The sequence below is a fragment of the Reyranella sp. GW821-FHT12G01 genome (assembly GCF_058806575.1).
Genome location: NZ_JBXAPV010000003.1, coordinates 616,653 through 638,905, shown reverse-complemented (window position 1 = coordinate 638,905; position 22,253 = coordinate 616,653). Strand labels below are relative to the sequence as shown.

The following is a 22,253-nucleotide window of genomic DNA, read 5'->3' as shown; positions in this document are numbered from 1 at the left end:
TTACTGCGGCTCGATCTTCGCGATCTTGACGTAGTCGGCCCACTTGGCGCGCTCGTCGCGGTCCTGTGCCGCGCACTGTTCGAGCGTGAGCGGCTTGGCGGTGAGGGCGAATTCCTCGGTCAGGCGCTTGTTGTTCTCGGCCGCGCTGATCGCCTCGTTGATCAGCGTGTTCAGCCGCTGCTGGATCGGCAACGGCGTTGCCTTCGGCACGGCGATCGCCAGGAAGCCGGTGCTGGTGAAGCCGGGATAGGTCTCGGCCAGGGTCGGCAGATTTGGATAGAGCGGGCTACGTTCCGGCAGGGTGAGAGCGAGCGGTCGCGCCTTGTCGGCGACGACCTGGCCGCGGCCAGCCGTCAGGTCGACGAACATGAACTGGATGGCGCCGCCGTAGAGATCGGTCCAGGCATTGCCGATCGCCTTGTAGGCGACGCCCTGCCATTCGACGCCGGCGCGCTTGCCCAGCACTTCGGCCGGGACCTGCGAGCTCGCGTTGAAGTAGCCGAAATTGAGCTTGCCCGGGTTCGCCTTCGCATAAGTCGTCAGGTCGGCCAGCGTCTTGAACGGCGAATCTGCTGCCACGACGAGGAAGGCGCCGCTTGAGCCGATGATGCCGACGACCGAGAAATCCTTCTCAGGGTCGTAACCCGGGTTCTTGTACATGTGGACGTTGGCGGCGTTGGTCGAGGTCGTGGCCAGCATCAAGGTGTAGCCGTCGGGCGGCGCAACCTTCACCGACATTGCGCCCACGATGCCGTTGGCGCCCGGCTTGTTCTCGACCACGAAGGGCTGGCCGGTCTTCTCCTCGATGTACTTGCCGACCAGGCGCGCGGTGATGTCGCCCGAGCCGCCCGGCGCGAACGGCACGATGATGCGGATGGCCTTGTTGGGAAAGGTTTCGGTCTGCGCGGCGGCGGGCAGGGCAGCGAGAAGGGGCAGGGCGAAAAGGCTGCGGCGAGACAGCGACATGCGGAATGTGTCCATGGGTGTGAAGTCTAGCGCATATGCGGCGCATGGACAGCGCGCCGCCTGCAGTCCTACCTTGCGCCCATGGCAACATCAGGTCGGCCGCCTCTCGACGGCATTCGCATCATCGATTTCTCCCGCGTGATCGCGGGTCCCATGTGCACCCAGATGCTCTCCGACATGGGCGCCGAGGTGATCAAGATCGAGAACCCCGACGGCGGCGACGACACGCGCAAGGGCGCCGGACCGCGCGCCGGCGGTCCCGGCGGCGAGAGCCACTTCTTCATGACCTACAACAGGGGCAAGAAGAGCGTCGCGCTCGACTTCACCAAGCCCGACGGCCAGGCGATCGTGCACAAGCTGCTCGCCACTGCCGACGTCATGGTCGAGAACTTCCGTCCCGGCGTGCTGAAGAAGTACGGCTTCGACTATGCGAGCCTCGCGGCGAAGTACCCGAAGCTGATCTATCTCTCGATCTCGGCCTACGGCCAGACCGGCCCGTTGTCGGACCGCCCGGGCTACGATCCGGTGCTGCAGGCCGAGTCCGGCATGATGAGCGTCAACGGCGAGGCCGACGGCGAGGGGCTGCGGCACGCCATCGCCATCGTCGACACCATGACGGCGATCCATTCGACGGCCGCGATCAACGCAGCGCTCTACGCGCGCCGCGACACCAACAAGGGCCAGCACATCGACCTCGCGCTCTACGACACCGCGCTGGTGTCGCTGGGCAACATGGGCTCCTACTACCTGATCGGCGGCGACCAGCCCAAGCGCGCCGGCAACGGGCACTTCGCCTCGGCGCCCAACAGCTCGTTCGAGACCGCGAACGGCAAGATCTACATGGCGGTCGCGAACCAGAAGCTGTTCGGCGACACCGCCAGGGCGCTCGGCCATCCCGAATGGTTGACCGATCCGCGCTTCGCCACGGTGGCCGATCGCGTGGCCAACAAGCCCGAGCTGACGCGCCTCATGGAAGAGGTGCTGACGACCGACACCAAGGAGAACTGGGCCCAGAAGCTGCGCCATCTCCCGGCCGGTCCGATCCGCACCATGAAGGAGGCGCTGGACGAGCCGGAAGTGAAGCGTCGCGGCATGCTGAAGCAGTACAAGCACAGCAAGGTGGGCGACGTGCCGTTGATCGGCTCGAACTTCCACTTTTCCGACACGCCGGTCGACGACACGCGGCCGCCGCCGGCGCTGGGTCAGCATACCGACCAGGTGCTGACGGAACTGGCCGGCCTCGGTGCCGCGGAGATCGCCGCGCTGCGGGAAAAGAAGATCGTCGGCTGATGACTCTGTGATCCTGAGCGAAGAGGGGTCTAAACCCGTCGCCGCTCCAGCCACGTCTTCAGGATCAGGTTGGTTTCCTCGGGCTTCTCCATCGTGACGAGATGCCCGCATTTGTCGATCACGACGAGGCTCGCGACCGGTATCGCCTTGGCGATCTCCTCCGACAGGAAGAGCGGCGTCGCCGCGTCGTCGCGGCCGCAGACGACGGTGGTCGGGCACTTGATGCGGGGCAGGTCGGGCCGTCGGTCGGTGCGGATCGCGGCCAGCTCCTCCTGGCGCTTGTAGATCTCGACGCCGATCTCGCCGCACATCGTCATCACCTCGTCGACCAGCGCCTTGTCGGGCAGGCGGTAGGCCGGGATGAAGCGTGTCATCTGCATGCCGAGGACCAGTTCGAAATGTCCCTCGTTGGCGAGGCGGATGCGGGCGCGCCGGATCGCGCGTTCGGCCTCGTTCTGGGCGCGCATGCCGGTGTCGAGCAGGGCGAGCGTGGTCACGCGATCGGCGGCGAACTGCATGATCTCGACCGCGAGCATGCCGCCCAGCGACAGGCCGGCCAGCGCGAATTTCTCCGCCGGCATCTGGTCGACGACCCAGCGGGCGGCACTCTCCCAGCTGTCCCAGATGGACAGCGGCGCCTTGCGCCAGTCCGGCACGACGATGTCGGCCTGGCCTTCGAGGGCGGCGACCTGGGCCGCGAACAGGCGCGGCGAACACAGCACGCCGGGGACAAGCAACAAGGGTGTCTTGGTCATCTCTTTCCTCCGACGCGAAGCGTAGCGCAGACGATTCGGCTGCGGTACCAATAGACCATGGCAGCCGCCTCCGTTCGCGACATCCGTCTCGACCTGTTCCGGGGACTAGCCCTGTGGTTCATCTTTCTCGACCACATCCCCACCAACATCGTGAGCTGGCTGACCGTCCGTAACTACGGCTTCAGCGACGCCACCGAGATCTTCGTCTTCATCTCGGGCTACACCGCCGTCATCGCCTACAGCCGCATGATGGAGCAGGAGGGCTGGCCACGCGCCGCGGCGCGCATCTACCGCCGCGTCTGGCAGCTCTACGTCGCCCATATCCTGCTGTTCGTGGCCTTCACGGCGCAGATCGCGTGGGTCTCGATCGCCCGCGACGCGCCGGCGCTGATCGAGGAAATGGAGCTGCTGGGCCTGGGGCAGAACCCCTATCGCGCCATCCTGGAAGCCGCCCTGCTCAAGTTCCGGCCGGTCAATCTCGACGTGCTGCCGCTCTATATCGTGCTGCTCGCGGCCTTCCCGCTGGTCCTGCCGGTGGTGGTGCGCTGGCCCTGGGCGGTGATCGCCGCCTCGATCGCGCTCTATGCCGCGACCTGCCACTACGACTGGAAGCTGCCGGCCTACCCGGACGAAAAGGTCTGGTACTTCAATCCGATGGCCTGGCAGGTCGTGTTCCATGTCGGGGCGGCTTGCGCCGTGTTCGGTACCGGACTGTCCCGGCTCGACCGCTACCGAACGCCGCTGACGATCCTCGCCATCGCCTTCGCCCTGTTCGCGGCGTTCATCGCCCTGTCCTGGCACTATAATCCGCTGGAACAGCTGACTCCGGCCTGGGTGTCGCGGATCATCTACCCGATCGACAAGACCAACATCGACGTCCTGCGATTCCTGCACTTCCTGGCCATCGCCTGGCTGGTCCGGATCGCGGTGCCGATTGACGCACCCGGCCTCAAATGGCCGATTTGGCGGCCACTTCGCAGGTGCGGCGAGGCATCCTTGCTTATATTCTGCATCGGGACCTTCCTGGCGCTGAGCGGCCAGGTCATCGTGAGCTATTACGAAGATTCGATCTTGTCGCAGATTCTCGTGAGCATCGGGGGCATCGCGATCATGTGCGTGGCCGCCTACATTGCCGCCTGGTTCAAGGGCGGTGGCCCACGTGCGCCGGCGCGCCTCGGCGCCCTGGCCGGGAGCTACAAGTGAAGCGCGCTCTTGTCCTGCTGGCGGCAACCCTCGCGTTCGCGCTGGGCGGAACGGCTTTCGCGCAATCCATGACCCTGTGCCGGGCCAAGCCGGCCATGCTGGCGCTCGGCTCGACTCTCCCGATCGCGCGCAAGGCGATCGCCGAGAAGAAGGCGCTTCGCATCATCGCCCTGGGCTCCTCGACGACCGCGGGCTATGGCGTCTCCAATCCGGCCTACGCCTATCCGACGCAGTTGCGCATTGGCCTCGAGAAGGCGCTGCCGGGCATCGACATCGACGTGATCAACCGTGGCATCGGCGGCCAGGACGTCGAGGAGATGGCCGCCCGCATGCGCGCCGAGATGGAAGGCAACCCGGCCTCGCTGGTGATCTGGCAGACCGGCACCAACGCCGCCATCCGCCACATGCCGCTCGACAAGTTCGACAAGACGCTGCGCGAAGGCCTGAAGCTTGGCACGTCGCTGGGCGCGGACTTCGTGCTGATGAACCTGCAGTACGTGCCCGCCGTCGTGGCCGTCGCGGACAAGGAAGCCTACGAGAAGGTCATGGCCGGTGCGGCCAAGGACTATGGCGCCGGCCTGTTCCGCCGCTACGACATCATGCGCGGCTGGTACGACGACGGCATGCCCTATGCCCAGTTCGTGCAGCTCGACGGTCTGCACCTCAACGATTTCGGCCAGAAGTGCATCGGCAGGCTGCTGACACGCTCGATCGTGGATGCGCTGACCGGTCCCTGAACAAGAGGACGCCCAATGCCCCGTCGTTTCGTCGATCTTTCGATCTATCTCGAAAACGACGTGATCTCCGATCCGCCGCCGTTCGGCCCGAAGATCCAGTATCACAAGCATGCCGACACGGCCGGCCAGATCGCCGGCTTCTTTCCCGGCCTCAAGAAGGAAGACCTGCCCGATGGCGCGGGCTGGGCGGTCGAGAACGTCAATCTCTCGACGCACAACGGCACGCATCTCGATGCGCCCTATCACTTCCATCCGACGATGAACAAGGGCGAGCGCGCCATCACCATCGACGAGGTGCCGCTCGAATGGTGCTTCCAGCCCGGCGTGAAGCTCGACTTCCGCGACAAGCCCGATGGCCACGTCATCACGGCGGCCGAGGTCGAGGAGGAGCTGAAACGGATCGGCCATGAGCTGAAGCCGCTCGAGATCGTCGTCGTCAACACGCGCGCAGGCTCGCGCTATGGCAACAACGACTACGTCAATGCCGGCTGCGGCATGGGCTACGACGCCACGATCTTCCTGCTGGAAAAGGGCGTGCGCCTTACCGGCACCGACGCCTGGAGCTGGGACGCGCCGTTCTTCTTCACCGCCCAGAAATGGGCGAAGGACCACGATCCGTCGATCATCTGGGAAGGCCACAAGGCCGGCCGCGACATCGGCTACTGCCATCTCGAGAAGCTGCACAATCTCGAAGCGCTGCCCGGCGACGGTTTCACCATCGCCTGCTTCCCGCACAAGATCCGCGGCGCCTCCGCCGGCTGGACCCGCGCCGTCGCGATTTTCGAGGAATAGCTAGAGAGAAGCGGGGCGGCGTGCGAACAGGAGGGCGACGCCGAGGGCGGCGATGAGGCCGCCCGCGCCGGTGCGCAGGCGGCGCAGCAGGGTTGGGCGTGCCACGGCCATCGACCGCGCCTGCGATGCCAGAATCGCAACGACGACGTCGACCGCCGTGTTGAGCACCACCGAGATCAGGCCGAGCATCAGGAACTGCAGCCAGACCGGACCCGCCGACGGATCGACGAACTGCGGCAGGAAGGCCAGGAAGAAGGCGGCGGTCTTGGGATTGAGCGCCTCGACCAGGATACCTTCGCGAAACGCCCGCGCCGCGCCGGTCGTCGTCACCCTGGTCTCGAAGGGCATTCGGGATTCGCGGATCGTCTTGATGCCGATCCAGACCAGATAGAGCGCGCCGGCGAACTTCAGGACCGTGAAGGCTTCGGCGCTGGCCATCACCAGCGCGGAGACGCCGACGGCGCCGGCCGCGACATGGACCAGGCCGCCCAGCCCCGTGCCGAAGCTCGACGCCATTCCTTCGGCGCGGCCGCCGGCCAGCGTGCGGGCCGCGACGTAGAAGATGCCGGGCCCGGGCGATACGGCGATCGCCAGGGCCGCGGCAGAGAAGAGTGCGAGGTTCGCGAGATCCACTTACGGCAGCGGGTCGGGTTCGCCCGGCGGCAGCGGCATCTCGAAGACGTTCAGCGTCATCGACACCAGCATGTAGTAGCCGCAGACGCCGACCAGATCGACGACGCCCTTTTCGCCGAACGCATCGACGGCGCGCTTGTAGTTCGGCGGCGCGACCCGGTTGGTCTCGAGATATTCGGTGACGAAGTCGTAGACCACCTTCTCGACGTCGCGCTTGAACGGCGGCGTGGCGCGCAGGCGGACCGCCTCGATGATGTCCTCGGAGAGGCCGGCTTCCTTGGCGAGGCGGGCATGGGCGTAGAACTCGAACTGCGCCTTGAAGTGACGGCCGACCAGGCAGATCGCCAGTTCCGACAGGTCGCGCGGCAGCGAATTGTGGAAGCGGCAGTATTCACCGAGCTTCTGGGCGCGATCGGCGAGAACCGGGCTGCGCAGCCACGGCTCGAAGGGACCGCGCAGGCCGCCGCGCGGGCCGGACATGATCGCGTCGGCGACCTTCTTCTGTTCGGGGTCGAGTTTGTTCAGGTCGAGCGGAGCCAGACGCGGCATGACGTTTCCTCAGTTCTGTTTTGCGAAAGGTTTTAGAGCGGGCAACCGGCTTCGGCGACGCGGTTGTTATCGGCGTTGTCGAAGATGTGGTTCACGATCGACAGGCCGGCCTGCATCGCCTGGCTCGACCTGACGCTGCAGGAGGCGGTCGCCGTCCACAGCACCTTGCCGCCGTTGGCTTCGTAGAGCGTGAGCGAGACGCGCAGGGTCGAGCCCGAGGGCACCTGGATCGTGTCGCGCGGGCCGATCCGGTTGGCCGGCAGCGCGAGGCGCGGATTGGCGCCGGTCTCGTAATCCTGGCTCTGCAGCATCGGGATGTCGCGATCGGCGCCGCCGCTCAGGTCGAAGTAGCTCACGTCCATGCGCATGATGTTGCCGCCGCTGAAGCCGACCTGGTTGCCGCGCTGGCTGAGGCGGACCATGACCTCGCGGCGCAGCTCGCGCGCCAGATGCGTGTCGGAGGTGAGCTGGACGGCGATCTTGACCTTGGGAATCTTCTGGTAGGCCTTGATCTCAAGCTGGCCGAGCTTGGGGCCGGAGCCCACACCATAGCCCTGGGCCGAGACCGGCGCGGCGAAGCAGAGCGCCGAAAGCGCGACAAGAGTGGCGGCGATACGCATTCGTCTTTCCCCTAACGTCCCTCGACCGCCATGAGCCTGCTCCAGCCGGCTTCGTCCCGGTCGAGCATGCGCTTCAGCGATTCGAAATGCAGGAAGGCCTGCTGCGCCTCGCCCGCGATCTGCCTGGCCGTGTGTTCGGCCATCGCCTCGTCGATATTGTGCAGCTCCCGGCCGGTCTGCATGGCCAGGACCTGCACCATCGCCGCACGTTCGAGGTAATAAAGGTCGTCGTAGGCTTGGGCAACGGTCGGACCCGAAACGATGATGCCGTGATTGCGCAGGAACAGGATGTCCTTGTCGCCCATCGCCCGGCACATCCGCTCGCCCTCGTCGTTGGACAGGGCGACACCGCCATACTTGTCGTCATAGGCGATGCGGCCCCAGTAGCGGAAGGCGTTCTGGGTGCACATCTCGATGCGGCCGTCGCGGATCGACGTCAGCGCCGTCGCGTAGGGCATGTGGGTGTGCAGAACGACCTTGGCCTTCGGGTTGCCGGCGTGGATGCGGGCATGGATGTAGAACGCGGTCGGCTCGACCGGATACTTGCCCTCGATGATGTTGCCGTCGCCGTCGGCCATCACGATGTCGGACGGCGTGATCTCGGACCAGTGCAGCCCCTGCGGATTGACGAGGAACAGCTCCTCGCGGCCGGGCACGGTCATGCTGAAATGATTGCAGACACCCTCGTTCAGCCCGTGCCGCGCTGCGGCCCGCAGGGCGGTGGTCAGGTCGATCCGCGCCTGGGTGACCGGGTCGTTCGCCAGCATCTTTTGGGGCTCCATCCTCGACAGCCGTTGCAGCGCCGATGATGCGGCCTCCCGCAATCCGGGCCAAGGGAAATTGGCGAGGTCAGGCCGGCGAAGAGCGTACCGGTCCGTCGGTCGCCGAGATCTCGCGAACCAGCTTGGTGCGCACGGCGCGGCCGAAATGGTCGAAATTGTCGGCCACGATCATGAACGAGCCCGGGCCGCCGATGACGCTCTCCTCGTAATACTTGTCGAGTTCGAGGTCGGGCGGGCGGCCGAAATTGTTGCGGTTCATCATCACCGGCAGGCCGTTCACCACGATGCCCTGCGACACCAGCTTGTCGCGGACGATCTCGGCCGGCGGCCCGTCGTTGGTGCGGCCGTCGCCCGACACGTCGATGACCCGCCGCTTGGCGATGAAGGGCGAGTTCTCGAAGCGCTGGCCGGCATGGGCGAGAGCGGCGCCGACGGCGGTCCAGCTCTGCGACGTGCGCGGCGCCTCGGAGAGCTTCTCGGCGAAGCGGCGTGCGGCCCCTGGACTGTCGATCACGGTCCAGTCGAGGACGACGACCTGGAAATGCGTGCCGGCCCATTCGGTGTAGCAGACGGCGATGCGCTTGTTCTCGCCCGAGAGGATGGCGTCGACGACGCGGTCGTTGGTCAGGGCCTCGATGTAGCCGCGCCGCTGCAGTTCGGCCTCGACCTCGTCGATCGAGCGGGAGACGTCGACGGCCAGCACGAGCTGCAGGTCGACGGGCGTTTGGGCGCGGGCCGACGTTGCCGTCGCCAGGGCCGCCAAGGAGCCTACGAGCGCCGACCGTCGCTTCATGCCCACCTCCGTCGAAGAGGCGAAGCATAACACCACAGGCGCGCGCGCAAACAAAAACGCCGGAGGAAATCCTCCGGCGTTCATGTCGACTGTCAGGACAGTCCGATTTTCCTACTGGTCGTCGTCGAAGCCGCGCTTGCGCGGTTCGTAGTCACGCTCACGACGCGGACGGTCCGGAGCGCCCGTGTGGCGCCGCACCGGCTTGGCGAATTCACCGCCGGGAGCGGCATCAGCCGGAGGAGGGCTGGAGAAATCGGCACGACGATCGCGCATCGGGCCGCCATCGCCACCGGGCGCTGCGCCGCGGTAACCACCGCCGCCGCCGCCGTCACGACCGCCACCACCGTAGCCGCCACCGCCGCCGCCGCCGTCACGACCGCCACCACCGTAGCCGCCACCACCGCCGCCGCGGTATCCACCGCCGCCGCCGTCACGACCGCCGCCACCACCGTAGCCGCCGCCACCGCCGCCGCCACCACCGTAGCCACCACCGCCACCGCCGCCGTAGGGCGGACGCGGACCGCGCGGACGGAAGCCGCCGCCATCACGGCCGCCACCACCGCCACCGCCGCCGTATCCACCGCCGCCGCCACCACCACCGGGCTGACGTTCGACGGCTTCACGGACCGCGATCGAGCGGCCATCCAGCAACGCGCCGTTCATGGCCTGCATGGCCGAGGCGCCTTGGTCATCGGTTTCCATCTCGAGGAACGCGAAGCCGCGGCTGCGGCCGGTCTCGCGATCCACGATCACTTTTGAAGATGTAACGGTGCCGAACTGAGAGAAGGCTTCAGACAGACGCTCAGACGTGACCGAATAGGGCAGGTTGCCCACAAACAATTTGCGACTCATTCAAGGCTCTGGGCTAGAGGAAGGATCGAGCGGAGTCCGGCGCGCGCTTGCTGGACGATTGCGTCCAAGCGTTTCGATGACCTTTGACAGATGACCAAGTAGCTCACGGGAAGACGTTGACCGGTATCGCGCTCCGCGACTGTGTGCCGAGACTCTTGATGATGCTCGTCGGCTAGTGTCGCAATGCAGCACTTATGCGCTGATTCACGTCATGAGTCCACCGCGTCGCGGGGTTGAGACGCAACGAACCACGGCACACAATCACCGCGAAATCGGGAGGGATTGAGAATGATCGTCGACCATCGAACCTACGAACTGCAGCCGGGCCGCCTGCGCGACTTCCTCGCGCTTTACGAAAAGGAAGGGCTGCCAGTCCAACTGAAGCATCTCGGCAACCTCGTCGGCTACTACTCGACCGAGGTCGGCAACGTGAACGAGATCGTTCACATGTGGGGCTATGCCGATCTGGCGGACCGCACCAAGCGCCGCGCGGCGATGGCCGCCGATCCCGCCTGGCAGGCTTATTTGCAGAAGAGCCGAGAATATATGAAGACCATGAACAACAAGATATTGGTGCCCACCACCTTCTCACCCACGAAGTAAGGGAAAGACCGCGAACATGGCTACCGCATACCCGCGCCGCAGCGGCGCGCAGGTTTTGATCGATCAACTGCGTATCCACGGCACCGACACGATCTTCGGCGTGCCCGGCGAAAGCTATCTGGCCGCCCTCGATGCGCTTTACGCGCAGCGCAATTCCATCCGCTATGTGATTTGCCGCCAGGAAGGCGGCGCCTCCTACATGGCCGAGGCCTACGGCAAGCTGACCGGCAAGCCCGGCGTCTGTTTCGTCACGCGCGGCCCCGGCGCGACCAATGCCAGCGTCGGAATGCATACCGGCTTCCAGGATTCGACGCCCATGATCCTGCTGATCGGGCAGGTCGCCCGCGAGCAGACGGACCGCGAGGCCTTCCAGGAAATCGACTACCGCCGCATGTACGGCCAGATGGCCAAGTGGGTGACCCAGATCGAGGACGCCCGCCGCATCCCCGAGATCGTGAGCCAGGCCTTCCATCGCGCGATGAACGGCCGGCCCGGTCCGGTCGTGATCGCGCTGCCTGAGGACATGCTGGTCGACGAGGTCGAGGTTCCGGATGCCGGCCCGTACAAGGTCGCGCGCGGCGCCCCGTCGCCCGATGACATGGCGACGTTGCGCGAGCTGCTGGCCACGGCCAAGCAGCCGCTGGTCATCCTGGGCGGTGGCGGCTGGGACGCGAAGGCCTGCGACGACATCAAGGCGTTCATCGAGGCGAACCACCTGCCGACGACGACGGCGTTCCGCAACCAGGACCTGATCGACAACCGTCATCCCAACTTCGTCGGCGATCTCGGCATCGGCGTGAGTGCGCCGCTCGGCAAGCGCATCGACGAGAGCGACCTCATCATCGCGATCGGTCCGCGCCTCGGCGAGATCACCACCGGTGGCTACACGCTGTTCGACCTGCCGGTGCCGAAGCAGAAGCTGGTGCACGTCCATGCCGGCGCCGAGGAGCTGGGTCGCGTCTTCCAGGCGACCCTGCCGATCAACTCGGGCATGTCGCAGTTCGCGGCCGCCGCGAAGGCGATGAAGCCGGTCGATGCCTCGGCGTGGAAGGCGGGCGTCGCTCCGGCGCGCGCCGACTACGAGAAGAACATCGAGCCGACGCCGCAGCCCGGCTCCGCCAATCTCGCGGAGATCGTCGGCTGGCTGAACAAGCGCCTGCCCGACGACGTGATCGTGACCAACGGCGCGGGTAACTATGCCGGCTACGTCCACCGCTTCTTCCAGTATCGCGGCTTCCGCACCCAGCTCGCGCCGACCAACGGCTCGATGGGCTACGGCGTGCCGGCTGGTGTGGCGGCCAAGGTCGCGGCGCCCCAGCGCACCGTCGTGTCGTTCAGCGGCGACGGCTGCTTCCTGATGAACGGCCAGGAGTTCGCGACCGCCGTCCAGCACGGCGCGAACGTGGTGTTCATCGTCGTCGACAACGGCATGTACGGCACGATCCGCATGCATCAGGAGCGTGAGTATCCGACGCGCGTGCACGGCACCGAGCTCAAGAACCCCGACTTCGCGGCCTATGCCCGCGCCTTCGGCGGTCACGGCGAGACGGTCGAGCGCACGGCCGACTTCGAGGCGGCGTTCGAGCGCTCGCTCAATGCCGGCAAGCCCGCGATCATCCACGTGAAGACCGACGCCGAGGCCATCACCTCGCGCATCACGATGACCAAGCTCCGGGAGCAGGCGCTGGCCAAGCAGAAGAAGTAGACGACAAGAAGAAACAACGAAGGGGGAAACAATGAGCATCACACGTCGCGCTGCACTCGGGTCTCTGGGTGCAGCGTCGCTGGCTGCGGTCGCTGGTCCGGCGCACGCGCAGGCGGAATGGCCGAAAGGCCAGCCGATCAAGGTGCTCATCCCCTTCGCGCCGGGCGGCGTGCCCGACATCATCGCGCGCATCGTCACGCCGAAGATGGCCGAAGGTCTGGGTCAGTCCTTCGTCATCGACAACAAGCCGGGTGCGGGCGGCGGTCTCGCGGGCCAGTTGCTCGCGCAGGCGGCGCCCGACGGCTACACGCTGCTGATGGGCACGGTCTCCACTCTCGCGATCGTGCCCGCGATCAATCCGTCGCTGAAGTACGATCCGACGAGTTTTGCCGCGATCGGCCTCGCCGCGATCGTGCCGATGGTCGTGCTGGTCCGGCCGGAGTCGCCGGCCAAGGACATTCCCGGTCTCATCGCGCTGATCCAGAAGAGCCCGAAGTTCGATTACGGCTCGTCGGGCAACGGCTCGATCCTGCATCTCACTGCCGAGCTCTTCCGCCTGCGCACCGGCGTGAAGATGCAGCACATCCCCTATCGCGGATCGGCGCCGGCGCAGCAGGCGCTGCTCGCGGGCGAGATCGACGTGGTGTTCGATGCGCTCGCGCCGGCGATGGGTCAGATCCAGGCGGGCAAGCTGCGCGCCGTCGGGCTTGCGATGGCCAAGCGCTCGCCCGCGCTGCCCGACCTCAAGACGATCGGCGAGCAGGGCGTCGCCGGTGTCGAGGCCTATACCTGGGCCGGCCTCTATGCGCCCGCGGGCACGCCGGCGCCGATCGTGCAGCGCCTCAATGCCGAGCTGCTGAAGGCGCTGAAGGATCCCGAGGTCGCCAAGAAGATTTCCGATCTCGGCTACGAGATCGCCTCGTCGACGCCGGCCGAGTTGGCTGCGCACACCGCCGCCGAGTTGAAGAAGTGGACCGAAGTCGCCAAGGCCGCAGATGTTAAGCCCGACTGAGTCGTGGCCCGGTCACACTAAGGTAGTGTGTTGGTCGGTGTTACGGATTAGCTAGGCAATTGGTCTGCTAGTCACTAGCCGAAGCTTGGGCCGCTCTTGTGAGATTATCTCGGGCATATCTTCCAGGTAGATGCCCAACATATCGGTCAACTCTTCCGTGGAGTAGCCGAGCTCTCCAGTATGGCTGCGTAACAGGTTTCTGAACACTTTAGGTTCTTCAATGCCCTCGATTTCAATGGGTTCGGCGCTACGCCAGCCTCGCTTGCTAAGCTCAATTTGATAGTAGCGATAGCTTCGTTCGGTCATTCGCTTGAGGTCACGGGCGCGCCGCAGTATTGCCTGCATTGACGCTTTCCAGTGAGACTTAAGGACCATAAGTCTTTCGAGAGACATGCCGTACAATTCGTGTCGGATGTCGTCCTGAGGCATCAAGAAGGCAGCGGCAAACTGGTTCGCTTCGTCTTCTTGTTCGGGGTTGGGAATTGAGTGCATGCAGAGATGCCCAACCTCATGCAGTAAGGAGTAGCGCAGTCGGTCTTTGGCTTTGACGCGTGAATTGAGAAAGATCAGGGGCGGGATCCGATCGACGCCATGCTGGCAAAATGCATCGATAAGATCCGAACCGAAATCGAAGGGCACAATCAGGATGCCCGAATCTTCGATTGTCTTTACGACATTGGAAACGGGACCTCGCGGCAGCATCCAGGCTTGGCGCACTGCCGCCGCGATCTCGTCGATTTTCCCATCGTATTGATCAGGGTCAATAGAGGGTGGCGGGACCTTGGTCGGGACCAGCTCAACTGATCGCAAAAGGCTTTCTATCGAGAAGCGGTAAAGCTCGGCCTTGGCATTGATCCGATCCCACTCCGTCGCGGTGAGCTTCTTCCTCTTGCGATGATAGCTGGCCTGTGGCGGCCGCAATTGCCCCTCTCTCGTAAAAAAGTGTGGTCTAAGCTGCAGCACACTGCTCATCGCATGGACGAGCGCTTCTTCTGGCACAACGATGCCGGCTTCAATTTTGGATACCTTGCTCTGTGAAATATGCAGAGCCTTTGCGAGCTCGGTCTGCGAGAATCCTCGCAGCTGCCGAGCCACGGTCAACATGGCGGCATTAAACAAACCCATAACGCTCACCGATTAACTGTTATCGCGCTTGCGGTCAGCAGGTTGTTTTTTGGCAACTACTCGTGTGCCCTCGTCGGGATCATCGGTCGGCGGAGTCACCGGCGTGATTTCGTGCAGCTGTTCGGCCGGGGCAATGCCAAGCGAAATCACCCAAGTTTCTTCTCCAGATCCCGGGCAAAATAGACGAATATCTGGACACGCCGGGTCGGCTGTATTGGGCACGTACCCCAAAAACAGAATGGTCGCCTTCGCTGGGAGGTTCGGAAGCGTTTCTTGCCTCACTTTGTTTGATCGCAGATCCATCGAGGTCTGATTGAAATTCTTTGCGACTTCGTTGCCTTCGTCGAGCTTGTGAACCTGGAATATCCAATTCTGATCGATGCAGAAGAAGGTTGTTTGGTTTTCCTCGGTAATCTTGATTCGGGGCTTACCGTCCAGAGCAATTCGTAGTTCGTTGGCTACATAGTCCCGCAGAACACGCGTCCGCGTGCCGGGCTCAAGGATATGATTGTCGGCGCGCTTCCAGAGCTTACGCGACGCCTCGGTTATGGCGTCTGCGAAAATAGGAAAATAGGGCGCCAACTCCTTCTCAGCTTGCTCTTTCGGACGAAATGCCATTTTATCGGACCGCCGGATAATCCTTATTGTTCAGCAAGATACCGAGGTGGCTGGCAAAATCAATAGTAATTATTCCGATCTTATTCCAGCCTGTTGGGCGCATGCTGCGCCCTGTTTAGCTGGTGACGCAAGCGGTAGCCGCGTTGGTGTCGGCGGCGTAGCGATCGGAGTGCCTATCGATCCGTGCTCATGGCGGTCTCTCACCTCATCGGCGCTTCAACGTCACGGCGGTTCGGACGCCTTCCGCGTTCACGTGATGAAGCACTAGCTTGCGCCCGACGACCGCCGCCCTTATAGAGGCGGTCCGTGGAGATTTGAGCCGACCGGCTTGCGACCACGTTAAACATCGCTAAAAGGTCGGAGGTTCACGCAAAACCCCCGTCCTTCCAGGTCGGGGGTTTTTCGTTTGCGTCGCCGGGAAAGGGCGCGCGACGAAGAGGAGAAGTGTGATGGACGGATCGATTCCGAAGAAGAAGGCTCAGGCCGATACCACCAAGTGGCGCACCCAGACCCGCGCTGTGCGCGGCGGCCAGGTCCGCAGCAATTTCGACGAGACGTCGGAAGCGCTGTTCCTGACCTCGGGCTACGCCTATTCGAGCGCGGAGGAGGCCGAGGCCACCTTCAAGGGCGAGAGCAACCACTACCAGTATTCCCGCTTCGGCAATCCGACCGTCACCATGTTCGAGAACCGGCTGGCGGCGCTCGAAGGCGCCGAGGCCTGTCGCGCCACTTCGACCGGCATGTCGGCGGTGTTCTTCGCGCTGCTGGCGCTGCTCAAGTCGGGCGACCGCATCGTGGCAGCCCGCCAACTCTTCGGCTCCTGCCACTACATCGTGGCCGAGCTGCTGCCGAAGTACGGCATCCAGAGCGAGCTCGTGGACGGCGGCGACCTCGCGCAGTGGGAGAAGGCGCTCTCCAAGCCGACCCAGGCCGTGCTGTTCGAATCGCCCTCGAACCCGATGCTCGACATCGTCGACGTGAAGGCGGTGTGCGATCTCGCGCACAAGGCCGGCGCCAAGGTCGTGCTCGACAACGCCTTCGCCACGCCGATCCTGCAGCGCCCGCTCGAGTTCGGCGCCGACGTCGTGGTCCACTCGGCCACCAAGTACATCGACGGCCAGGGCCGCACCCTGGGCGGCGCCGTGCTGGGCTCGAAGGAGTTCATCCTCGAGAAGCTGCAGCCGATCATCCGCAACACCGGCCCGTCGCTCAGCCCGTTCAACGCCTGGGTGCTGGTGAAAGGCCTGGAGACGCTCGGCCTGCGGGTCGAGCGCCATTGCGCCAATGCCCGCCGCGTCGCCGACGCGCTGGCCGCGCATCCCGCGATCGGCCGCGTGCTCTATCCGGGCCGCCCCGACCATCCGCAGCATGCGCTGGCGGCCAAGCAGATGTCCGACTTCGGCGGCGTGGTGACGTTCGATCTCAAGGCCGGCAAGTGGGCCGCCTTCGAGACGCTGAACCGCCTGCAGATCGTCGACATCTCCAACAACCTGGGCGATGCGAAGAGCCTCATCACGCATCCGGCGACGACGACGCACATGCGTATCGGCGCCGAGGAGCGCGCGAAGCTCGGCATCACCGACGGCACCGTCCGCCTCTCGGTCGGCCTCGAGGATGCCGAGGACCTGATCGGCGATCTCGTGCAGGCGCTCGGCGGCTGACTTAAACGATAGCTGGAGTACAATGCGTGCCGCTCTCGGCTGATCTGTGGGCGGCGAACGCCGACCTAGCCAACCGCATCCTGTCGCACGGCTTCGTGCGCGGGCTGCGGGACGGCTCGCTGCCGATCCAGTGCTTCAAGGGCTATGTCGCGCAGGACGCCTATTTCCTTGAGGCGTTCGCGCGCGCCTATGCCTTCTGCCTCGCCAACTCGCGCGCGAGGGAGGACCTGTACGGTTTCGCCGGGCTGATCGCCGGCGTCCTGCAGGAGCTGAAGCTGCACAAGAGCTACGCCGAGCGCTGGCAGGTCGACCTGTCGGGCGTCGCGCCGGTCGAGGCGACGCGCGCCTATGTCGATTTCCTTTTGGAGACGGCGCGACGCGGCAATCTCGGCGAGACGATCGCAGCCATGACGCCCTGCATGCGCCTCTACGCCTTCCTCGGCCGGTCGCTGGCGGCCAACAATGCCGCACCGCTCTATTCGGAATGGGTGAAGACCTACGCCGATCCGGGCTTCGAGGCGCTGGCCGCCCAGCTCGAAGCGCTGCTCGACCTGCATGCGACGGACAGCGAACCGGTGCGCGCCAACTACCGCCGCGCGATGGAACTCGAACTGGGTTTCTTCGCCGCGAACGTCTAAGCGGCTGCACTGGAGCGCGCCACTCCAGTGGCGCTCAGGCTTCGTCGATGGTCGGCCACGTATGAGCGCAACTGGAGTTGCGCGCTCCGTTGAGAGACCTCGTCTTTAAAGCGGCGCGAGCTTTTCCATCGAGCGGTCGAGGGCGCCGTGGAGATCGGCGGTGAGCTTCGCACCCATCGCATCGCGCACTTCCTGCTCGGCCTCGGACCACAGCGGCAGGGCGCGCTTGAACAAGGCGCGGCCGGCCAGGGTCGCGACCAGCTCGTGCCGGCGCTTGTCGCCTGCGGCCGCGCGTTCGATCACGCCCGAGGCCAGCAGCGGCCGCAGGTTGCGCGTCAGCGTCGTGCGATCGGTGGCCAAGAGGTCGGACAGTTCGGTGATGCTGACGGGGCCGCGCGAGATCACGTAGCCCAGCAGCGAGAACTGCGAGATGCGCAGGCCGGTCGGCGCGAGGTGCCGGCTGTAGATCTGGGTGACGCGGCGCGCCGCGCTGCGCACGCGAAAACAGGTGCACTCGGCGGGCGACAGGCGGATCGGGGGCGTGACGGCTGTCATGGACCCGAGATTATCGCCGCTTCTTGCGCCGGCAAAGCCTCAATGTGTATATGCACATAAAATTGCGACGGAGACGGAGATGGCTGGAGAAGCTGGATTTGGCTTGGTGCCGATCGAGGTGGCGCGCACTCTTGACGGACTCGAACTGTTCAAGGGCCTGCTGGAAGGGCGTTATCCGGCGCCGCCGATCAACAAGGTCATGGGCTCCCGCCTGCTGGAGGTCGAAGCCGGGCGCGTCGTCTTCGGCTACACGCCGGTCTTCGACCATTACAATCCGCTGGGCTCGATCCATGGCGGCATCGCCGCCACCCTGCTCGATTCGGTGATGGGGTGCTGCATCCATACGATGCTGAAGGCCGGCACCGGTTACACGACGGTCGAGATCAAGGTGAACTACGTGCGCGCCATGACCGACAAGACCGGCCCGGTCCGCGCCGAGGGCAAGGTCATCAACGTCGGCTCGCGCATCGCCACGTCCGAAGGCCGCCTGACCGACGCGTCAGGCAAGCTGCTGGCGCACAGCACGACCACCTGCCTGATCTTCCCGATCTGATTTTCATGTTCCTCTCCCCCGCTAGGGGGAGAGGCTAGGTGAGGGGGCCACGCACGACCCGCCTCGAGTAACCCCCTCACCCAACCTCTCCCCCTAGCGGGGGAGAGGCGCATGATGTCTAGTCGGGATCATGCTGAACGCGGCCGCCGAACAACGACTGTTGAAGCTCTCCATCGCCGTCACCATCGCGGTGGCGGCGTTCGGCGTGCTGTTCGGGCTGCTGTCGGGATCGATGTCGATCCTGTTCGACGGTGTCTTTTCCGCGATCGACGCGGCGATGTCGGGGCTGGCGCTGTTCGTGTCGCGGCTGGTCACGCGCGTCGCCGACAACCGGCGGTTCCAGTTCGGCTACTGGCACATCGAGCCGATGGTGCTGGCGTTCAATGGCGGCACGCTGATGCTGCTCTGCTTCTATGCCTTCCTGAATTCCGTCGACAGCCTGCTGGCCGGCGGGCGGCAGCTCAACTTCGATTGGGCGATGGCCTACGCGGTGCTGGTCTGCGGCGCCTGCTTCGGCATGTTCTTCTACGAACGCCGGCTCAATCGCGGCATCGGTTCCGACTTCGTGCGGCTCGATGCGCAGAGCTGGCTGATGACCGGCTCGATCACCTCGGCCCTGTTCGTGGCCTTTGCGCTGGGCGGTTCGCTGAAGGGCACGGCCTACGCGCATCTCGCGCCCTATGCCGACCCGGCGGTGCTGGCGCTGCTGACGATGGTGCTGGTGTTCGTGCCGATCCAGACGGTGCGCAAGGCGCTGCAGGAGATCCTGCTGATCACGCCGCCCGACCTCGATGCGCGCGTGCGCCAGGTGATGGACGAGGTGATCGCCCGCCACGAGTTCAAGACCTACACCAGCTATGTCGCCAAGGTCGGTCGCGCGCAGTTCATCGAGATCCATATCGCCGTGCCGCCCGAGTCCCCGATCGACAGCGTGGGTGAAGCCGATGCGATCCGACGCGAGATTGCCGAGGCGATCGGCGGCGAGGGGCCTCAGCGCTGGCTCACGATCGACTTCACTGCCGACCCGAAGTGGCTGTAGACGCGTTTGACCTTTTGGGCCGAAACTCCCATGTCAGAGGCGTAAGGAATTCGCACGAGCATGTACAAAGCCACCACCCGTGCCATCCAGGTGACGGTTGAACCGCAATATCTGCCCGACCAGTCGGAGCCGGCGAAATCGCAATTCGTCTGGTCCTACAAGGTGCGCATCGAGAACAAGAGCGATGTCGCAGTGCAGTTGCGCAGCCGCCATTGGAAGATCACCGACGGTCTCGGCCGCCTCCAGGAAGTGAAGGGCCCGGGTGTCGTCGGCAAGACACCGTTGCTGCGCCCCGGTGAGATGTTCGAGTACACTTCCGGCACACCGCTCTCCACGCCATCCGGCATCATGGGCGGCACTTACCAGATGGTGGACGAAGCGGGCGTGAAGTTCGACATCGAGATTCCGACCTTCTCGTTGGACACGCCGACGGCGCAGCGCAGCCTGAACTAGGCGATGCGGATCAAGGGAGAGAGACAATGAACAAGATGGCGAAGCCGAGCGGGATGGCGTCGCTCGCCACCGGCCTGCCCCGTCCGTCGCGCGAGGAAGCCGAGGCCGCCGTGCGCACGCTGATCCGCTGGTCCGGTGACGATCCTGCCCGCGAGGGACTGGCCGGCACGCCCGATCGCGTCGTCCGCTCCTACGAGGAATTCTTCGCGGGCTACGACCAGGATCCGCGCGACATGCTGCAGCGGACCTTCGAGGAGGTCGAGGGCTACGACGAGGTCGTGGCGCTGCGCGACATCCGGCTGGAGTCGCATTGCGAGCACCACATGGTGCCGATCATCGGCAAGGTCCATGTCGGCTACCTGCCCGACAAGCGCGTCGTGGGCATCAGCAAGCTCGCCCGCGTGGTCGACGCCTTCGCCCATCGCCTGCAGATCCAGGAGAAGCTGACGGCGCAGATCGCAAACACACTTCAGGAAGTGCTGCAGCCGCGCGGCGTGGCCGTCGTCATCGAGGCGGCGCACCAGTGCATGACGACACGCGGCGTTCACAAATCCGACGTAACCATGGTGACCAGCCGTATGCTGGGGGCTTTCCGCGACAATGGCGAGACACGGCGCGAATTCCTCACCATGATTGGTCGCACGTCCATCTAGGGCACAACGACTTTCGAGTAAGACAAGGACATCATGGCCGGAGAGATCATCAGTTCCGTCGAAATGCTGCGCAAGCTCGTGGCCTTCGACACCACCTCGCGCTACTCCAACCTCGCCCTGATCGAGTATGTGCAGGGCTACCTGAAGGGCCACGGCATCGAGTCGAAGCTGGTGCCCAACGAGGATGGCTCGAAGGCCAATCTCTTCGCCACCATCGGCCCCAACGTGCCGGGCGGTGTCGTCCTGTCGGGTCACACCGACGTGGTGCCGGTCGATGGTCAGCCCTGGGTCACCGACCCTTGGACGCTCACCCTCAAGGACGGCAAGTATTACGGCCGCGGCACCTGCGACATGAAGGCATTCTACGCCATCGGCCTCGCCATGCTGCCGGAGTTCCTGAAGGCGCCGCTCAAGAAGCCGATCCACTTCGCCCTGTCCTACGACGAGGAGATCGGCTGCTTCGGTGCGCATTCGCTGGCCGCGCGCATGGCGAGCGAAGTGCCGAAGCCGCGCGTCATCATCATCGGCGAGCCGACCATGATGACGGTCGTGCATGCCCACAAGGGCAGCCAGAGCTACGTCACCAAGTTCACCGGCTTCGAGGCGCACTCCTCGATGACCCATCTCGGCGTCAGCGCCATCCATTTCGCCGGCGAGTTCGTGCACTACCTCAACACGGTGCAGGAAGAACTCGAGGCCGCCGCGCCCAAGGACAGCGAGTTCATGCCGGCCGCCGCGACCTTCAACGTCGGCACCATCATCGGCGGCACGGCGGGCAACATCCTCGCCCGCGAATGCGAGGTCCTGTGGGGCTATCGCGAGCTGCCGACCCGGCCGATGGACGAACTGGGCGAGCGCGCCAAGAAGTGGCTGAAGGAAGTGCTGCTGCCCAAGATGAAGGCCAAGCACCCGGCGGCCGCGATCGAGACCGAGCTGCGCTCCTCGACGCCCGCCTTCTCGCCCGAGGGCAACGACGACGCCAAGACGCTGGCGGGAAGCTGGTCCGGTTCCAACACGGTCGGCGCGGTGGTCTATGCCACCGAGGCCGGCATCTTCCGCAAGGTGCTGGGCGTGCCGACGGTCGTCTGCGGCCCCGGCGACATCGCCCAGGCGCACCAGCCCAACGAATTCATCCTGGCCTCCCAGATCGATGCCGGCGAGGAGTTCATGAAGCGCATGCTCGAGTGGTCCTGCCGGGACTAGGCTTGGAGAGGCCGATGGCGAAGGTTCCTGGTCCGTGGGAGATGGCCGAACGCCTGATCGGCCCCGGCCCGTGGGCAGGACCTTCGATGCAGCCGGCGCGGCCGGCGCCGCCGATCGTCGACGATCCCGGCAAACTCATTCCGGACGAGCTCACCGTCGTGACGCCAGATCAGTTCGATCGGGCCTTCGAGGCGTACAGCAAGTTCGGAAGGTCCGGTCCCGTCGACAAGCTGTGGCCTGCGGTGATCCCCGATGTGGATCGCTCCAGCTATTCTGCGTTGGAGGCCAAGTGCGACGAGATCAGGTGGACTGTCGCGCGATGGGATGATGACGTGAGATGCGGTCGGATTCGCGACGAGGATGATGTCGTGAAGCGGATGGTCGCGATCAGGTATCCCTATCTGACGCCACAACATCAGATTGCCGTCCGGATCTACGCATCTTTCGTCAACAGATGAGTTGT

The 22,253-nt window shown here is 64.9% G+C and carries 26 protein-coding genes and 1 riboswitch; of the genes, 15 read left to right on the top strand and 11 right to left on the bottom strand.

Annotated elements, in window-relative coordinates:
- Positions 1–966: a Bug family tripartite tricarboxylate transporter substrate binding protein gene (locus tag AC1RP5_RS28070; RefSeq protein WP_493116103.1), complete on the bottom strand. Its 966-nt coding sequence runs from the start codon at positions 964–966 to the stop codon at positions 1–3.
- Positions 967–1,047: 81 nt separating this feature from the next.
- On the opposite strand from AC1RP5_RS28070, the gene AC1RP5_RS28065 reads away from it, so the two are divergent.
- Entirely contained in the window at positions 1,048–2,256 is a 1,209-nt protein-coding gene (locus tag AC1RP5_RS28065) for a CaiB/BaiF CoA transferase family protein (RefSeq protein WP_493116102.1), read from the top strand.
- 29 nt (positions 2,257–2,285) lie between these two features.
- Here the strand turns inward: AC1RP5_RS28065 and AC1RP5_RS28060 are convergent, their stop codons facing one another.
- Positions 2,286–3,011: an alpha/beta fold hydrolase gene (locus tag AC1RP5_RS28060; protein WP_493116101.1), complete on the bottom strand. Its 726-nt coding sequence runs from the start codon at positions 3,009–3,011 to the stop codon at positions 2,286–2,288.
- Positions 3,012–3,068: 57 nt separating this feature from the next.
- On the opposite strand from AC1RP5_RS28060, the gene AC1RP5_RS28055 reads away from it, so the two are divergent.
- Genes AC1RP5_RS28055 through AC1RP5_RS28045 form a run of 3 tightly spaced genes read left to right on the top strand, consistent with a single transcriptional unit; the run spans position 3,069 to position 5,743 of the window.
- The gene (locus AC1RP5_RS28055; RefSeq protein ID WP_493116100.1) at positions 3,069–4,214 is read left to right on the top strand and encodes an OpgC domain-containing protein; all 1,146 of its coding nucleotides are present in this window, start codon (positions 3,069–3,071) and stop codon (positions 4,212–4,214) included.
- Positions 4,211–4,951 (top strand): SGNH/GDSL hydrolase family protein, encoded by a 741-nt coding sequence (locus AC1RP5_RS28050; RefSeq protein WP_493116099.1) that lies wholly within the window; start codon positions 4,211–4,213, stop codon positions 4,949–4,951. The genes AC1RP5_RS28055 and AC1RP5_RS28050 overlap by 4 nt, the downstream gene beginning before the upstream one ends.
- A 15-nt stretch (positions 4,952–4,966) precedes the next feature.
- Positions 4,967–5,743: a cyclase family protein gene (locus AC1RP5_RS28045; RefSeq protein WP_493116098.1), complete on the top strand. Its 777-nt coding sequence runs from the start codon at positions 4,967–4,969 to the stop codon at positions 5,741–5,743.
- Here the strand turns inward: AC1RP5_RS28045 and AC1RP5_RS28040 are convergent, their stop codons facing one another.
- The 6 genes from AC1RP5_RS28040 to AC1RP5_RS28015 form a co-directional block, all read right to left on the bottom strand.
- Positions 5,744–6,376 carry a LysE family translocator gene (locus AC1RP5_RS28040; RefSeq protein ID WP_493116097.1) on the bottom strand — a complete coding sequence of 211 codons (633 nt, stop codon included), beginning with the start codon at positions 6,374–6,376 and terminating at the stop codon, positions 5,744–5,746.
- Positions 6,377–6,925 (bottom strand): carboxymuconolactone decarboxylase family protein, encoded by a 549-nt coding sequence (locus AC1RP5_RS28035; protein ID WP_493116096.1) that lies wholly within the window; start codon positions 6,923–6,925, stop codon positions 6,377–6,379.
- 32 nt (positions 6,926–6,957) lie between these two features.
- Positions 6,958–7,545, bottom strand: coding sequence for a hypothetical protein (locus tag AC1RP5_RS28030; protein WP_493116095.1), 588 nt, complete (start codon positions 7,543–7,545; stop codon positions 6,958–6,960).
- Between the two features lie 11 nt (positions 7,546–7,556).
- The gene (locus AC1RP5_RS28025) at positions 7,557–8,327 is read right to left on the bottom strand and encodes an aldolase (protein WP_493116094.1); all 771 of its coding nucleotides are present in this window, start codon (positions 8,325–8,327) and stop codon (positions 7,557–7,559) included.
- A 67-nt stretch (positions 8,328–8,394) separates the two neighbouring features.
- Positions 8,395–9,120: a DUF1194 domain-containing protein gene (locus AC1RP5_RS28020; protein ID WP_493116093.1), complete on the bottom strand. Its 726-nt coding sequence runs from the start codon at positions 9,118–9,120 to the stop codon at positions 8,395–8,397.
- A gap of 111 nt (positions 9,121–9,231) precedes the next feature.
- Complete coding sequence (locus tag AC1RP5_RS28015; protein ID WP_493116092.1) at positions 9,232–9,972, bottom strand: RNA recognition motif domain-containing protein; 741 nt, start codon at positions 9,970–9,972, stop codon at positions 9,232–9,234.
- A 288-nt stretch (positions 9,973–10,260) separates the two neighbouring features.
- Here AC1RP5_RS28015 and AC1RP5_RS28010 point away from each other — a divergent pair, with 288 nt between their 5' ends.
- From AC1RP5_RS28010 to AC1RP5_RS28000, 3 genes are read left to right on the top strand one after another with little or no spacing between them, the layout of a single operon-like run.
- Positions 10,261–10,575, top strand: a complete 315-nt coding sequence (locus tag AC1RP5_RS28010) for an NIPSNAP family protein (RefSeq protein WP_493116091.1) — start codon at positions 10,261–10,263, stop codon at positions 10,573–10,575.
- Positions 10,576–10,591: 16 nt separating this feature from the next.
- A complete protein-coding gene (locus AC1RP5_RS28005) occupies positions 10,592–12,280 on the top strand; it encodes a thiamine pyrophosphate-binding protein (RefSeq protein ID WP_493116090.1) in 1,689 nt (562 codons plus the stop codon).
- A 31-nt stretch (positions 12,281–12,311) separates the two neighbouring features.
- Positions 12,312–13,292: a Bug family tripartite tricarboxylate transporter substrate binding protein gene (locus AC1RP5_RS28000; RefSeq protein WP_493116089.1), complete on the top strand. Its 981-nt coding sequence runs from the start codon at positions 12,312–12,314 to the stop codon at positions 13,290–13,292.
- 51 nt (positions 13,293–13,343) lie between these two features.
- Here the strand turns inward: AC1RP5_RS28000 and AC1RP5_RS27995 are convergent, their stop codons facing one another.
- Positions 13,344–14,417: a helix-turn-helix domain-containing protein gene (locus AC1RP5_RS27995; protein ID WP_493116088.1), complete on the bottom strand. Its 1,074-nt coding sequence runs from the start codon at positions 14,415–14,417 to the stop codon at positions 13,344–13,346.
- A gap of 12 nt (positions 14,418–14,429) precedes the next feature.
- Positions 14,430–15,035 carry a hypothetical protein gene (locus AC1RP5_RS27990; protein WP_493116087.1) on the bottom strand — a complete coding sequence of 202 codons (606 nt, stop codon included), beginning with the start codon at positions 15,033–15,035 and terminating at the stop codon, positions 14,430–14,432.
- Between the two features lie 296 nt (positions 15,036–15,331).
- Positions 15,332–15,408, top strand: a riboswitch (SAM riboswitch).
- Between the two features lie 76 nt (positions 15,409–15,484).
- On the opposite strand from AC1RP5_RS27990, the gene AC1RP5_RS27985 reads away from it, so the two are divergent.
- A complete protein-coding gene (locus AC1RP5_RS27985) occupies positions 15,485–16,696 on the top strand; it encodes an O-succinylhomoserine sulfhydrylase (protein WP_493116086.1) in 1,212 nt (403 codons plus the stop codon).
- Between the two features lie 26 nt (positions 16,697–16,722).
- Positions 16,723–17,334 carry a TenA family protein gene (locus AC1RP5_RS27980; protein ID WP_493116085.1) on the top strand — a complete coding sequence of 204 codons (612 nt, stop codon included), beginning with the start codon at positions 16,723–16,725 and terminating at the stop codon, positions 17,332–17,334.
- 105 nt (positions 17,335–17,439) lie between these two features.
- Here AC1RP5_RS27980 and AC1RP5_RS27975 read toward each other — a convergent pair whose 3' ends face one another.
- Entirely contained in the window at positions 17,440–17,889 is a 450-nt protein-coding gene (locus AC1RP5_RS27975; RefSeq protein ID WP_493116084.1) for a MarR family winged helix-turn-helix transcriptional regulator, read from the bottom strand.
- A 79-nt stretch (positions 17,890–17,968) separates the two neighbouring features.
- Here AC1RP5_RS27975 and AC1RP5_RS27970 point away from each other — a divergent pair, with 79 nt between their 5' ends.
- The 6 genes from AC1RP5_RS27970 (at position 17,969) to AC1RP5_RS27945 (ending at position 22,248) form a co-directional block, all read left to right on the top strand.
- On the top strand, positions 17,969–18,442 hold the full coding sequence (locus AC1RP5_RS27970) for a PaaI family thioesterase (RefSeq protein WP_493116083.1): 474 nt from the start codon (positions 17,969–17,971) through the stop codon (positions 18,440–18,442).
- Positions 18,443–18,572: 130 nt separating this feature from the next.
- Entirely contained in the window at positions 18,573–19,481 is a 909-nt protein-coding gene (locus tag AC1RP5_RS27965) for a cation diffusion facilitator family transporter (protein ID WP_493116082.1), read from the top strand.
- Positions 19,482–19,541: 60 nt separating this feature from the next.
- On the top strand, positions 19,542–19,934 hold the full coding sequence (apaG, locus tag AC1RP5_RS27960) for a Co2+/Mg2+ efflux protein ApaG (RefSeq protein WP_493116081.1): 393 nt from the start codon (positions 19,542–19,544) through the stop codon (positions 19,932–19,934).
- A 26-nt stretch (positions 19,935–19,960) separates the two neighbouring features.
- Complete coding sequence (gene folE, locus AC1RP5_RS27955; protein WP_493116080.1) at positions 19,961–20,587, top strand: GTP cyclohydrolase I FolE; 627 nt, start codon at positions 19,961–19,963, stop codon at positions 20,585–20,587.
- A 33-nt stretch (positions 20,588–20,620) separates the two neighbouring features.
- A complete protein-coding gene (argE, locus tag AC1RP5_RS27950; RefSeq protein ID WP_493116079.1) occupies positions 20,621–21,790 on the top strand; it encodes an acetylornithine deacetylase in 1,170 nt (389 codons plus the stop codon).
- A 14-nt stretch (positions 21,791–21,804) separates the two neighbouring features.
- On the top strand, positions 21,805–22,248 hold the full coding sequence (locus tag AC1RP5_RS27945) for a hypothetical protein (protein WP_493116078.1): 444 nt from the start codon (positions 21,805–21,807) through the stop codon (positions 22,246–22,248).
- Positions 22,249–22,253 lie beyond the last annotated feature (5 nt).